The sequence below is a fragment of the Microbulbifer sp. ALW1 genome (assembly GCF_009903625.1).
GTDB lineage: Bacteria > Pseudomonadota > Gammaproteobacteria > Pseudomonadales > Cellvibrionaceae > Microbulbifer.
Genome location: NZ_CP047569.1, coordinates 4,026,007 through 4,040,004, shown reverse-complemented (window position 1 = coordinate 4,040,004; position 13,998 = coordinate 4,026,007). Strand labels below are relative to the sequence as shown.

At 56.7% G+C, this 13,998-nt stretch carries 9 protein-coding genes; 8 read left to right on the top strand and 1 reads right to left on the bottom strand.

What is annotated here, in order from left to right; translation table 11 throughout:
* Positions 1–92 precede the first annotated feature (92 nt).
* Positions 93–1,139: a LacI family DNA-binding transcriptional regulator gene (locus GRX76_RS16735; RefSeq protein ID WP_160154342.1), complete on the bottom strand. Its 1,047-nt coding sequence runs from the start codon at positions 1,137–1,139 to the stop codon at positions 93–95.
* Positions 1,140–1,506: 367 nt separating this feature from the next.
* Here GRX76_RS16735 and pgi point away from each other — a divergent pair, with 367 nt between their 5' ends.
* The 8 genes from pgi to GRX76_RS16695 all read left to right on the top strand — a co-directional run bounded on the left by pgi (position 1,507) and on the right by GRX76_RS16695 (position 13,949).
* Entirely contained in the window at positions 1,507–3,237 is a 1,731-nt protein-coding gene (pgi, locus tag GRX76_RS16730; RefSeq protein WP_160154341.1) for a glucose-6-phosphate isomerase, read from the top strand.
* A gap of 46 nt (positions 3,238–3,283) precedes the next feature.
* On the top strand, positions 3,284–5,116 hold the full coding sequence (edd, locus tag GRX76_RS16725) for a phosphogluconate dehydratase (RefSeq protein WP_160154340.1): 1,833 nt from the start codon (positions 3,284–3,286) through the stop codon (positions 5,114–5,116).
* Positions 5,117–5,180: 64 nt separating this feature from the next.
* On the top strand, positions 5,181–6,638 hold the full coding sequence (gene zwf, locus GRX76_RS16720) for a glucose-6-phosphate dehydrogenase (RefSeq protein WP_160154339.1): 1,458 nt from the start codon (positions 5,181–5,183) through the stop codon (positions 6,636–6,638).
* 80 nt (positions 6,639–6,718) lie between these two features.
* Positions 6,719–7,429 carry a 6-phosphogluconolactonase gene (gene pgl / locus GRX76_RS16715; RefSeq protein WP_160154338.1) on the top strand — a complete coding sequence of 237 codons (711 nt, stop codon included), beginning with the start codon at positions 6,719–6,721 and terminating at the stop codon, positions 7,427–7,429.
* A gap of 71 nt (positions 7,430–7,500) precedes the next feature.
* On the top strand, positions 7,501–8,130 hold the full coding sequence (locus GRX76_RS16710) for a bifunctional 4-hydroxy-2-oxoglutarate aldolase/2-dehydro-3-deoxy-phosphogluconate aldolase (protein WP_160154337.1): 630 nt from the start codon (positions 7,501–7,503) through the stop codon (positions 8,128–8,130).
* 113 nt (positions 8,131–8,243) lie between these two features.
* Entirely contained in the window at positions 8,244–9,257 is a 1,014-nt protein-coding gene (gap, locus tag GRX76_RS16705; RefSeq protein ID WP_160154336.1) for a type I glyceraldehyde-3-phosphate dehydrogenase, read from the top strand.
* Between the two features lie 185 nt (positions 9,258–9,442).
* On the top strand, positions 9,443–10,879 hold the full coding sequence (pyk, locus tag GRX76_RS16700; protein WP_160154335.1) for a pyruvate kinase: 1,437 nt from the start codon (positions 9,443–9,445) through the stop codon (positions 10,877–10,879).
* A gap of 418 nt (positions 10,880–11,297) precedes the next feature.
* Positions 11,298–13,949, top strand: coding sequence for a TonB-dependent receptor (locus GRX76_RS16695; RefSeq protein WP_160154334.1), 2,652 nt, complete (start codon positions 11,298–11,300; stop codon positions 13,947–13,949).
* The last annotated feature ends 49 nt before the right edge of the window (positions 13,950–13,998 follow it).

The window sequence follows — 13,998 nt, the reverse complement described above, 5'->3', positions numbered from 1 at the left end:
TATACATTCCGTTCCTTCCGCTCCGGCGGCCACCACCAGGCATGTGCTCGCTACGCTTTCCGGCGATCCTCGAGTGGTGAGTGAATTCTTGTTTAGCTAGGGGAGTTGCCGGTGGAGTCGCGTACCAGGAGTTCGGGGACGAATTTTTTGGTGATGCCGGCGTCTTTGTTGGCGGCGGCGGTTTCGGAGGCGCTTTTGCTGCGGGCTTTGTTCAGTACCAGGGCCGCGGCGCACTTGGCGATTTCGCTGTTGGGCTGGTGGGCGGTGGTAAGCTTTGGCCAGGTTTGGCGGGAGAAGGGGCTGTCCTCAAAGCCGACGATGGACAGTTGCTCGGGAATTTCGATATGCATCAGGCGCGCTGCGAAGAGAGCGCCCGCCGCCATTTCGTCGTTGCTGGCGAAGATCGCGGTGGGGGGATTTTCCTTACCCAGTAATAGCTTGGCACCCTCGACGCCGGAATCGAAAGAGTATTCACCGGGGATGATCAGCTCCGGATCAATGCTGATACCCGCCTGTTGCAGTGCATCCTTGTAACCATCCATACGGCCGTGGGTGGAAACGTGCTCCTCACCCCCGCAGAGAAAGCCGATACGCTTGTGGCCGTGTTCAATCAGGTGTTTGGTGATGTCGTAGGCCGCTGCGGCGTCGTCCACCTGGATGCAGTTGTCTTCGTCGCCTTCGGCAGCGCCGCTGGATACGATGCGCACATAATCGAGCCCGAGCTTTTTGACCTCATCAATTACCGACTGGGTTTCAGAGAAGGGTGGGGTCAGAACCACGCCGGCCACTTTGGAGTGCTCTACCAGTGCCCGCAGTTCATCGTTCACGCTGGGGGACTTGGCGTTGCTGGGGTGAATCAGCAGTTCGTATCCCCGGGCCTTACAGGCTTCCAGAATACCGTTCTGCATGTCGATCACGTAGTAGGCGTTCGGGTTGTCGTAAATAAAGGCAATGGTGTAACTGCGGGTTCCGGCCAAATTGCGCGCCGCCAGGTTGGGCTGATAGTGGAGTTCTTCCACCGCATCCATGACTTTTTTGCGGGTCGCGGGACGCACGGAGGGCTCGTTGTTGATCACCCGGGAAACGGTCTTGATCGACACCCCGGCCTTTGCGGCCACATCATTGATGGTGCTTTTCATAGTCGGCGCTAGTTCCTTGTCTTGCCCAGCCGGGCAGTTTAACCGCTATACCATCGCGGGACGATGGCTTTCTGGTCATTTTGCCCCACTAACCGTCTCAATGTGGGTTTTTCAATGCGGTTGTCCGCAGGATAGTCGCTTTTCGCTCACTGCCGCCACTGAGCGCCAGATTGCTCCGCAGATTTTGGAGCAAAACTACAAACCCGATTGACAGCCTTTCGCAACTATGTGAATCTGCCACTAAATTGACAGCGTTGTCATTTGTGTGGGGGGTCGCTCGTAAAGGGTCGGGTTTCTCGCATTGGGGTAAATAAGAATAACCGGCAGTCGCCATTTCACCGCGCCTGCCACAGTCTGGGGGCACATCATGCACGAACCGCAATCTCACGCCGCAATTTCCCAATCCGCAATCTGGCGCCAGCTGCAGGAGCAGGCCGGCGAGATCAAGAAGCGTCACTTGTCAGAACTCTTTGCTGAAAATGCTGGCCGCGCTCAGCGTTTTTCGCTGGAGTTACCGGAATTTCTGCTGGATTACTCCAAAAACCACCTGGATGAAGCTGCGCTCGTAAATTTACTACGCTTGGCTAAAGAGGCTGATCTCGAGCAGTGGCGCGCGGACTTCTTTGCTGGCAAGCCGATTAATGCCACCGAAGGCCGGCCAGTCCTGCACCCGGCGCTGCGCGGTGGTTTGGCGCAGGATCTGGTGATTGGTGGTGAGTCGGTCACTGAGCTGGCAGAGGCCGAGTTAGAGCGCTTGAAAAAGTTTGTAGTTTTACTACATAATGGCGACCTGACGGGCTACACCGGTAAGCGGATCACCGATGTCGTCAATCTTGGCGTCGGCGGCTCTCATTTAGGGCCACAGACGGCCATCGAAGCACTGCGTGCCCACCGGAAGGGCGATGTCGCAGTGCATTTTGTATCCAATGTGGATGGAGCCCAGCTCACGGATGTGCTGGCCGGCCTGGATGCCGAATCGACTTTATTCATTGTCTCGTCAAAGACGTTTACCACCAGCGAGACAATGACCAATGCCCGCAGTGCCCTGAAGTGGCTGCAGCGGGTGGCGCCGGAGGCGTCTTTCGAGTCACTGCGCCAGGCACACTTTGTCGCGGTGACCTCCAGTCCTGACAAGGCACTGCAGTTTGGGGTGCTGCCGGAGCGGACTTTCCGTTTCTGGGACTGGGTGGGAGGGCGCTTTTCGCTCTGGTCTGCGATCGGCCTGCCTATCGCCATTGCCTGCGGATTCGAGAATTTCCGCGCACTGTTGGATGGGGCGGCGAGCATGGATCGCCACTTCCGCGAGGCGCCACTGGAAGAAAACGCGCCGGTGATTATGGCGTTGCTGAGTGTCTGGTACTGCACTTTCATGGGCTACCCGGCGCACGCGGTTTTGCCTTACGAACAGGCGCTGCACATGTTGCCGGCGTACCTGCAGCAGGCGGACATGGAGAGTAACGGCAAATCTACCACCCGTGCCGGGGATGAGGTGGACTACGCCACCGGCCCTCTAATATGGGGGCAGACGGGTATCAACGGGCAGCATGCGTTTTATCAGTATCTGCACCAGAGCCCGGAAGTGGTTCCCGCCGACTTTATCGGCAGCGTGGCCCCGGGGCACCACCTTGAGGGGCACCACGAGATTCTGCTGGCGAATATGTTCGCCCAGAGTCAGGCGCTGATGAACGGTGTGGACGCCGAGTCGGTAGAGCGCGAACTGGCAGCCAAGGGCTTGTCAGCGGATGAAATAAAAAGGCTGGCCCCGTTCAAAGTACACAGGGGTGGAAAGCCAAGTAACACAATACTCTTGAAGGAGTTGAGCCCCCATTCACTGGGAGCCCTGATTGCACTCTACGAGCACAAGATTTTCGCCCAGGGTGTGATCCTGCAAATTTATTCTTTCGATCAGTGGGGAGTGGAACTGGGTAAAGGTCTGGCCAACAAGCTTGAGCCAAAACTGGCTTCTGGTGACCTGGCTGGTGAAGACGGATCCACAGTCCAGTTGATCGAATACTACCGCCGGGTCAAAACCGGCGCGGTAACGCCCGCGGAGCCATCAGCAGTAGAGATGGCTGAGCCTGCCGGAGAACAGGCTTAAACACACTGTACGGCGTGCTGATAAAAAAACCGAAGAGTTAAACACAATGGCAAACAAAACAGCGGTAAACAGTCAGATACAGGCGGTGACCGATAGGATCACCCGCCGCAGCGAAGAGACGCGGGCCAGTTACCTGGCCCAGGTCGAGCGCGCCCAGGGTAAAGGTCGCGCGCGGCACAAGTTGTCCTGCGGTAACCTGGCGCACGCCATGGCGGCGTCCAGTGATCACGACAAAAATCTCATCGCCTCGGGCCAGGGTCCCAACCTGGCCATCGTCACTTCCTATAACGACATGCTGTCGGCGCACCAGCCCTACGGCACCTATCCGGAAATGCTCAAGGCAGAAGCCCTGCGCAACGGCGCTACCGCGCAGGTCGCCGGTGGCGTGCCCGCCATGTGTGACGGTGTCACCCAGGGCCAGCCGGGTATGGAACTGTCACTGTTTTCCCGCGATGTCATTGCCATGGCCACGGCCATCTCCCTGTCACACGACATGTTTGACGGCAGCATGTACCTGGGCATCTGCGACAAGATTGTTCCCGGTCTGGTGATTGGTGCTCTGTCCTTCGGCCACCTGCCGGCCATGTTCATTCCTGCAGGCCCCATGCCAACCGGTCTCGCCAATGCGGAAAAAGTGCGCGTTCGCCAGTTGTACGCCGAGGGCAAAGTAGGGCGCAAGGAGCTGCTTGAAGCCGAGAGCGCGTCCTACCACAGCGCCGGTACCTGTACCTTTTACGGCACTGCCAATAGCAATCAGATGCTGGTGGAAATCATGGGCCTGCAATTGCCGGGCAGTTCTTTTGTGAATCCGGGCACCGAGCTGCGCGACGCACTGAACGCGGCCGCCGTAAAACAGCTGGTGCAGAACAGCGAACCCAGCCAGTACACGCCCATTGCAAAAATTCTGACCGAGAAAGCCTTCGTCAACGGCATTGTCGGCCTGCACGCGACCGGTGGTTCCACCAACCACACCATGCACCTGCTGGCGATGGCGCGCGCTGCCGGTATCCAGATCACCTGGCAGGACATGGCCGAGCTTTCCGAAATCGTGCCGCTGCTGTGCCACGTATACCCGAATGGCACTGCAGACATTAACCACTTTGCCGCCGCTGGCGGTATGCAGTTCCTGATTCGCGAACTGCTGGGTGCAGGCTTGCTGCACAACGATGTGAGCACCGTGCTGGGCGATTCCGGTATGGAGCCTTACACCTACGATCCTTTCCTGAACGCGGACAAAGACGGCGTTGTCTGGCGCCCGACGGCGGAAGAGTCCGGCAATCCGGACATCATTCGTCCGGCCAGTGATCCTTTCTCCCCTCACGGTGGTCTGCAGTTGCTGAAAGGCAACCTGGGTAACAGCGTGATTAAGGTGTCTGCGCTGAAAACCCCGCAGCTGAAAGTCAAAGCGCCTGCGGTGGTGTTCAACAGCCAGGACGATCTGCTGGATGCCTTCAAAGCGGGCGAACTGGAAAAGGATTTTGTTGCGGTAGTGCGCTTCCAGGGCCCTCAGGCCAACGGCATGCCGGAGCTGCATAAACTGACCCCGGCGCTCGGCGTACTGCAGGATCGCGGTTTTAAGGTGGCGCTGGTTACCGACGGCCGCATGTCAGGCGCATCCGGTAAGGTACCAGCAGCGATTCACCTGTCACCGGAAGCGCTGGAAGGTGGTGTGGTCGCAAAAATTCAGGATGGCGACATCATCGAGCTGGACGCCGAAGCCGGTGTTCTCAAAGTAGAAGTAAGTGACGAAGAGCTGGCGGCGCGTCCGCTGGCGGAATGCGATTTGTCCGGAAACGACACCGGCATGGGACGCGACCTGTTCAAGAATATGCGCAAGCTCGCAAGCGGCGCAGAAACCGGTGCAAGCATTCTTTTTTAACTGAATTTCGCGCGGGGACGGCTGGAAAAACCGGCACCCGCGCCACTGTTTGAGAGCAAACACAATGGCTAACTCATTCGACATGGTACTGTTCGGTGGCGGCGGAGACCTGTCACTGCGCAAACTGATTCCGGCGCTGTACCGGGCTTACATTGAAGGCGGTCTTGCCAAGGGCACCCGTATCCTGCCGGTCTGCCGTCGTCAGGAAGATGCAGATGTATATTTGAAGACCGCGCAACAGGCACTGAAAACTCACCTGCGCGACGGCGAGTACAATGAAAAAAGCTGGAAAGAATTCAGCCCCATGTTGCGCGCGGTATCCCTGGATATTTCCAAGCCGGACGAGCAGTGGGATGTGCTGGTCGATCTCCTCGGTAACGACTCCAAGCGCACCCGTCTGTTTTACCTGGCGATTCCGCCGGCGGTTTTCGGCCCCTGTTGCGAAAACCTGTCCGTAAAAGGTCTGATTCACGAAAATTCCCGCGTAGTGGTTGAAAAGCCCCTGGGATACAACGCCAAGACCTCCGACGAGATCAACAGCAAAATTGCCGAGTACTTTGCGGAAGAAAGCATTTTCCGAATTGACCACTACCTGGGCAAAGAAACGGTTCAGAACCTACTGGCACTGCGTTTCAGCAACGTGCTGTTCGAACAGCTGTGGGATGCGAAGACCATTGACCACATCCAGATCAGTATTTCTGAAACCGTTGGCCTGGAAGGTCGCGCCGGCTTCTACGACGACACCGGTGCTATGCGGGATATGGTGCAGAACCACCTGTTGCAGCTGCTGTGCCTGATTGCGATGGAATCGCCCAACAGCATGTCCTCGCGCAATATCCGCTCGGAAAAAATCAAAGTGCTGGAAGCCCTGCGTCCATTGACCGGCGGCGATGTGGACAAAAATATCGTGCGCGGCCAGTACGTGGCTGGTGGTCTGGGCAAAGAACTGGTTCCCGGTTATCTGGAAGAGCTGAAGGCGCCCAACAGTACCACCGAGACTTTCGTGGCAATCCGCGCGCATATCGACAACTGGCGCTGGACTGGTGTGCCTTTCTACCTGCGCACCGGTAAGCGTATGGAGAAGCGTTGTGCAGAAATCGTAATTCAGTACAAAAACGTTTCTCACAGTGTTTACCAGCCGGAGGCCGGCGAAGTATTGCCCAACCGTTTGGTAATCCGCCTGCAGCCAGAAGAGAGCATCAAGCTGGTGTTGATGGCGAAAAAGATGGACAGCCTCACCATGGAATTGCAGCCGGTTGAACTGAACCTGACGCTGTCCGATACCTATGACAGCTTCAAGAGTGACGCCTACAAGCGCCTGATGCTGGATGCCGCTGCCAATAACTCCGCGCTGTTCATTCACCGCGAAGAAGTGGCTGCCGCCTGGGCCTGGGTTGACCCCATCATCGACCATTGGCGCGAAACCAGTAACCAGCCGCAGCTGTACCGCTCCGGTACCTGGGGGCCACAGGCTTCCAATCAGCTGCTGGCGGAAAATGGTCACCACTGGTTTAACCCCTGATTTCGCACGCGAATTAGTGGCAATCCGTAACACGTTATTCAATTTCACCAAACAGCATTTCCAAGACACGGTTCCTACACATGGTCGAAGAAAAATTTTTTGCAGACAGGGAAAGGCTCACACTGGCTCTGGCGAACGAGTGCGCCGCAGCGCTGCACGCCGGTATCAAAGCCAACGGGCAGGCTACCTTCTTGGTGAGCGGTGGTAGTTCCCCTGAACCGGTTTACCGCGAGCTTTCCCGTCGCCCGCTGCCCTGGCAGCAGGTCAATGTTGCCCTGGTCGACGAGCGTTGGGTGGAGAAAGATGAGGCGGGTAGTAACCTGGCATTTATTGCCAACAGCCTGCTGCAAAACGAAGCGGCCAAGGCTCCGTGCCTAGGTATGAAAAATGCCGCGGCAACGCCGGCAGAGGGCGAAGCGGATTGCGAGCGCACCTACCAAGAGCTACCGCGTCCGTTTGATGTGTGTCTGCTGGGCATGGGAAATGACGGCCATACCGCGTCATTCTTTCCTTTCGCTGAAGGCCTGGACGAAGCGCTGGATCCTAAATCCGACAAGCTGTGCAAAGCCATTACCGCAAAGCAGAGTGCGGTCACCGGCACGCACACCGAGCGTATGACGCTCACCCTTGCCGCGATTTTGCAGGCGAAAGAAATCAAATTACTGATTACCGGTGAAGAGAAGCTGAAAGTGTACCGCCAGGCTTTGCTGGGTGATGACGAACAGGAAATGCCGGTGCGCAGCATTCTCAAGCAGGGACTGAAGCCAGTCACTGTTTACTGGGCGCCCTAATTGAAAAAAGAGTCCTCGAACGCGGGCTCAGAAAACGAGAAACGAGAACAGAGTTTTAGGAAGAAGTGACGATGAATCAGAGTCTTGCCCCCGTACTGGAACAGGCTGGTGTAGTACCGGTACTGGTAATCGAAAATGTGAGCGACGCACTGCCGCTGGCTCAGGCACTGGTCGAAGGTGGCCTGAATGTACTGGAAGTAACCCTGCGTACTGAAGCGGCGCTGGCTGCGGTGGAAGAAATCGCCAAGCACCTGCCGGATGCGCACATCGGTACCGGTACGGTTTTGAACGCCAGCGATATTCGCCGCTCTGTAGACGCCGGTGCGACCTTTATGGTGAGCCCGGGCGCAACTGAAGCGCTGCTGGATGCGGCGGCGGATGTATCTGTGCCGATGTTGCCAGGCGCTGCCAACCCGTCTGAAGTAATGCGCTTGCTGGAGCGCGGTTACGGCTATCAAAAATTCTTCCCGGCAGAAGCGGCCGGTGGTGTGCCGATGCTGAAGTCCATTGGCGGCCCTCTGGCGCAAGTCAAGTTTTGTCCCACCGGTGGTGTTGGCCCCGGCAATGCCCTGAGCTACCTGAGCCTGTCTAACGTGGTATGCGTAGGCGGCTCCTGGATGGCCTCCCCGAAACTGGTGGCAGAAAAGAATTGGGCGGAAATTACCCGCCTGGCCAAAGAGGCCTCTCAGCTGAAGGGCTGATGCCCGGCGGCGAGCTTGAACGTTTAGTAGTAAGCGACGGAGCACCGGGGGGGAGTACACCCGGCTTCATAAAACAAAAATTTATTTTTTAAAGACACAGAGGGTGTAGCGATATGAAACTCAGAATTGCTATCAATGGATATGGGCGCATCGGCCGCAACGTAACCCGCGCTATTTATGAGTCCGGTTACAACGACCGCATTCAGCTGGTTGCCATCAATGACCTGGCGCCGGTAGAGGCGAATGCACACCTGACGCGTTTTGATACGGTACACGGTCGCTTTAACACCGAAGTGGCGGTAGACGGCGAAAACCTGGTGATCGGTGGTGACACCATTAAGGTTTGCCAGGAGCGCAACCCGGCAGCTCTGCCCTGGGGTGAATTGGAAGTCGATCTGGTGCTGGAATGTACCGGCCTGTTTACCAGCAAGGAAGCGGCTTCTCAGCACATGCAGGCCGGTGCCAAAGCCGTACTGATTTCCGCCCCTTCCGGTGATGCGGACCTGACCGTGGTTTACGGCGTAAATGACGACAAGCTCACCGCAGAACACAAAGTTGTTTCCAATGCGTCCTGCACCACCAATTGCCTGGCGCCGGTCGCCAAAGTACTGAACGACGCCATCGGTATCGAGCGCGGCTTCATGACCACCGTTCACGCCTATACCAATGACCAGAACACCCAGGACGCGGTGCACAAAGATATTTACCGTGCGCGCGCTGCTGCCGACAACATGATCCCGACTAAAACCGGCGCCGCTGCCGCCGTAGGCCTGGTACTGCCGGAACTGAAAGGCAAGCTGGACGGTATGGCGGTACGTGTACCGGTGAACAATGTTTCCCTGGTGGACTGCCAGTTTATTGCCAGCCGTGAAACCACTGCGGAAGAAATCAACGCGATCATGAGCGATGCCGCCGGCACCATCAAAGGTGGCGTTCTGTCTTTCTGTGAGCAGCCGCTGGTTTCTGTGGACTTTAACCACACCTCAGCGTCCAGCCACTTTGATGCCAACCACACCCGCGTGAACGGCAATCTGGTGAAGGTCATGGCCTGGTACGACAACGAGTGGGGTTTCTCCCACCGCATGCTCGACACCAGCCTGGCGATGGCGAAAGCCCAGGGGCTTTAAGGCCGGAACGCAATGACTGTAATAACAGTCGGGTAACGTCTGGCGTTACTACCGGAGTGGGTGCAATACCCACTCCGGATTTTCAATTCTAGCGCTCTGCTAAAGCGGTCAACGGCGACTGCAACTGTTACTGCGATAAAAACAAAACCTGTCTCACATCCATTTAAAAACGAATACCGCCAATTATGATTCGCCATACAAAAATTGTTGCCACACTCGGCCCGGGTACTGACAAGCCGCGTGTTATTGACGAGATTATTCGCGCCGGCGTCAATGTCGTGCGCCTGAACTTTTCCCACGGCAGTGCCGACGATCATCGCAAGCGTGTGGAAGAAGTGCGCCGTGCCGCTGCCGAGCAGAACAAGCTGGTGGCCGTACTTGGCGACCTGCAAGGCCCCAAGATTCGTATCGCCCGCTTTGCCGAAGGCAGTATCTTCCTGGAGAACAACGCGGAGTTTACCCTCGACGCCGATTGCCCGAATGAAGGCGGCAACCAGCAGCGTGTGGGTGTGGATTTCCCTTCCCTGATCGCTGACTGCAAACCCGGCAACATCCTGCTGCTGGACGATGGCAAAATTCGCCTCGAAGTCACCGGTGGCACTAACACCAAACTTTTCTGCCGTGTGCTGCAGGGCGGCAAACTGTCCAACAACAAAGGTATCAACCTGTTGGGCGGCGGCTTGTCAGCTCCGGCGCTAACGGAAAAGGATTATCGGGACATCAAACTCGCCGCCGAACTGGATGTAGATTTCCTTGCGGTCAGTTTCCCGCGCAGCGGGGAAGACCTGGAGATCGCACGCAAGGCCATGCGTGAAGCGGGTAGTAATGCGGCGATTGTGGCCAAGGTTGAGCGTGCAGAGGCGGTGGGTGACGATGCGCAGATGGATGAAATCATCCTCGCTTCCGACGTCATCATGGTTGCTCGTGGCGATCTGGGTGTGGAAATCGGCGATGCGGCACTGGTCGGTGTACAGAAGAAACTGATCAACCGTGCCAACGCCTTGAACCGTGGAGTGATCACTGCGACCCAGATGATGGAGTCGATGATCACCAGTCCGACCCCGACCCGCGCGGAAGTGATGGATGTGGCCAATGCGGTATTGGACGGCACCGACGCGGTAATGCTGTCAGCGGAAACCGCCGCCGGTGATTTCCCGGTTGCCGCCGTTGAGTCCATGGCGGAAGTGGTAGTGGGTGCCGAGCAGTACCTGGGGACCACTAATCGCCCGACATCAGCCAAGTCTGGTTCCGAAAGTATCGACACTGTGATCGCCCAGGCGGCTATCGAGTCTGCGGCGCGAGTGGAAAATCTCTGTGCCGTGGCCGCCCTGACCGAATCCGGTCGCACGCCGCGCATCATGTCCCGTGCCACGACTCAGTTGCCGATCTATGCCTTGACCCGTCATCCACAGGTTGCACGTCAGCTGGTCCTGCTGCGCGGCGTTGAGCCTATTGAGTTTGACCCTGCCTCTGTACCTCTTGGACATCTGACCGATGCCATCATCGAGGTACTGGGAGCCCGGGTGGAATTCCAGAAAGGGCAGCGCATTCTGATTACCCAGGGTGAGCGCCTGAATATGGGGGGCGGCACCAGCTCCATGCGTATTAAAGAGATCGAGTGACGGGGCTAACGTCCGCAGCCTTACTTGATGGCGCACTCAAAGCGCATCTAATGTGCATTCAACACTCCCGGCTTTAGCCGGGAGTGTTGTTTTTGGCTAGCCATTTGGGGTCATGGTTCGCTTATACAGTGGCCCGCTCTCTTGGGTTTGGATAACTTTTGTCCTATTTGGCGCCGAAATTTTGTGTCCCCGCCTTACTTTTGTCACTTTAGACAGTTTTCGGTTACAGAAATCGACAAAATACCCGGATATTTTCGCCGTAGGCCTGTAGCTTTTTAGTTTCTTTCTGTGTATTGTCGATCGTGAGAATGACAGCGCTATCATAAAACTGAATGACAGCGCTATCATTTGGCGGTACAAGGTGAATAAAAAGTTTCTAACCAAACCTTTATATCTATAAAAAAGGAAGGGGAAATCGATGCTAAAGCGCAACAAACTCGCTCTCTCGATCAGCGCAGCTGTACTGAGTGGTGGCCTGATGGCTCCGCTGGCAGTTGCCCAGGAAGCAGCTCTGGAAGAAATTACCGTTACCGGTATTCGTGGAGCTCTGCAAGACGCCGTAAATATCAAACGTGACGCAACCGACCTGGTTGACGCCGTTTCCGCAGAAGACGTGGGCAAGTTCCCCGACTCTGACGTGGGTGAAGCTCTGGGTCGTATCCCGGGTATCACCGTCGGCCGTGCCTTCGGTCAGGGTGCTTCCGTATCCATCCGTGGTGCTGCACCGTCCATGACTCTGACCCAGTTGAATGGTCAGAACGTTGCCTCCACCGGCTGGTTCGACCAGATCCCGGTTGACCGCAGCTTCAACTACTCCCTGCTGCCCGCTGAGCTGATCGGTGGCATCGAAGTTTACAAATCTTCCCGTGCTGACCTGAACGAAGGTGGCATTGGCGGTACCGTAATCGTCAATACCCGCAAGCCGCTGGACCTGGACGCGAACACCGCGTGGGTCGGTACCACTGCCCGTGTTGGCACCATCAGCGACGAAGTTGCTCCTGAAGTTTCCGGTTTGTACAGCTGGAAAAACGACGAAGAGACTTTCGGTATCCTGGTTTCTGCCGCTAAAGAAGACCGCGAATACGTTCGTCGCGGTACCGAATCTGACTACCGTTGGTCCGGTGACGTTGCACCGACTACCTTCCTGCAGGACCAAGAGCGCACTGCGCTGGACGTAACCCTCCAGTACGCACCGACTGAAGAGCTGTCCTTCACCCTGCACGCCATGTCCCTGGATATGGAAGCAAACAACACCAACACCAGCCTCTACCTGTTCACCCTGGCGGGTGACAATGTGACTTGTCACACCCAGAACGCTGCAGGTCTGTGTACTTCCAGCACCACCTCCAATTCCCAGTTTGGTGACTTGGCTCCGGGTTGGGCGAGCGGTGCACCGGGCAATGAAACCTTCAACCAGACTTGGGGACGCCTGTCTTCCATGAGCTCTGATACCTTCGATTTCGGTACCGAATACGAAGGCGACGGTTTCCGTGTAAGCGGTAACATCGGCTCCACCAAAGCTGAAGGTGGCACCGACTTCACTACCAACTTCTCTCACTTCCCGAGCGTACGCGCTGGCGACACCATGTCTCTGTGGGAAGGTTCCATCGACGCCACTGGCAAAGAGATCGTGATCAACCCGACCATGGATCCGAGCCTGACTCTGGACGACTACGGAACTACCTTGTCTCCGGAAGGCTGGGCTGTGGGTAGCGGTCCTGCCGAAGATGAAGAATCTTACGCGCAGATCGACGTTGAGTTTGACCTGAACGTTGGCATCCTGACCTCCTTCAAAACCGGTGCTCGTTGGACCGATCACGATGTTAATCGTCGTTCCTACGCGGGTCAGCTGACTCCGGTGGACGTTGCGGCAGACAAAATCTACAACGGCACTTTCCAGGTTGGTCAGCAGGGCTTCACTGCGCCGAAACCGAACCTGGGTGCCATGGTTGCTGCAACTCGCGCGAGCCTGGACAGCTGGGCTGAAGAGCGTGCGGGTTACTCCGACCTGAACGAAGAGAACACTGCGCTTTACGGTATGTTCACCTTCGAGTCTGGCGCCCTGACCGGTAACTTCGGTCTGCGCTACATCTCTACCGATGTAAGCCGTACCCAGTACGACCTCGACGGTTCTGCACTGCGCGATGGCGATATCGCTGGAAACAACGGCTACTCCTACTCTCTGAGCACTTACGGTGCTGACTACAGCGACGTGCTGCCAAGCGCGACCGTTCGTTACGAGTTGTCAGAGGATCTGGTATTGCGCGCGTCCGCTGCTCAGACGATTTCCCGTCCGAACTACGACGACATGCTGGTCAGCTACAACGGCTACGACGATAGCAACGCCCTGAACCAGACCGTACGTCTGGGTGACGAAGGCCTGCAGCCGATGAAGGCGACCAGTGCTGACATCGCTCTGGAATACTACTACGGCGACGGCAACCTGGTTTCTGCGACTTACTTCGTCAAGTCCATCGATGACTTCGTGACCTCCGATATCATTACTGGCCAGTCTATCGGCTTGGTTGACCCGGATGGTGGCGACAGCTGGAATATCGAATCCCTCCAGAACTCTGGTGGTGCCGATATCCAGGGTATCGAACTGCAGATTCAGCACGCGTTCGACAACGGCTTCGGTGTAGCGGCTAACTACACTTACACCGACGCTGAAGTGCCGACCGATGCGTACATGGACCAGCTGGCTCTGTTCACCGAGTCTTCTGAGCACGCGTACAACCTGGTAGGTTACTGGGAAAACGACACCTTCTCTGCTCGTGCGGCATACAACTTCCGCTCTGAGTACCTGATTCGTGAAGGTGGTTTCTGGTATGGTAACCGTATGCACGACGACTTCGGTTCACTGGACCTGAGCTTCTACTGGTACGCTACCGACAACCTGGACGTTACCTTCGAGGTGATCAACGTTCTGGAAGAAGACGACATCCAGTATGGTGCTGCCAGCGTGGCCAGTGCTGAGACCGGTATGAAAGGCCCTCTTCTGGACGGCTTCCCGGCTTGGTCTTTCGAAGGCGAAGCGGTGTACCAGTTGGGTGCAAGCTACAAGTTCTAAGAACCTGAGCTAAGAAAAAGCCCAGCTTTCAGCTGGGCTTTTTTTTGTC

What these genes read in the sequence shown, in the direction of transcription:
- zwf (WP_160154339.1), top strand. Translation starts at nt 5,181, where the DNA reads ATGGCTAACTCATTCGACATGGTACTGTTCGGTGGCGGCGGAGACCTG.
- pyk (WP_160154335.1), top strand. Translation starts at nt 9,443, where the DNA reads ATGATTCGCCATACAAAAATTGTTGCCACACTCGGCCCGGGTACTGAC.
- edd (WP_160154340.1), top strand. Translation starts at nt 3,284, where the DNA reads ATGGCAAACAAAACAGCGGTAAACAGTCAGATACAGGCGGTGACCGAT.
- gap (WP_160154336.1), top strand. Translation starts at nt 8,244, where the DNA reads ATGAAACTCAGAATTGCTATCAATGGATATGGGCGCATCGGCCGCAAC.
- GRX76_RS16735 (WP_160154342.1), bottom strand. Translation starts at nt 1,139, where the DNA reads ATGAAAAGCACCATCAATGATGTGGCCGCAAAGGCCGGGGTGTCGATC.
- GRX76_RS16710 (WP_160154337.1), top strand. Translation starts at nt 7,501, where the DNA reads ATGAATCAGAGTCTTGCCCCCGTACTGGAACAGGCTGGTGTAGTACCG.
- pgi (WP_160154341.1), top strand. Translation starts at nt 1,507, where the DNA reads ATGCACGAACCGCAATCTCACGCCGCAATTTCCCAATCCGCAATCTGG.
- GRX76_RS16695 (WP_160154334.1), top strand. Translation starts at nt 11,298, where the DNA reads ATGCTAAAGCGCAACAAACTCGCTCTCTCGATCAGCGCAGCTGTACTG.
- pgl (WP_160154338.1), top strand. Translation starts at nt 6,719, where the DNA reads ATGGTCGAAGAAAAATTTTTTGCAGACAGGGAAAGGCTCACACTGGCT.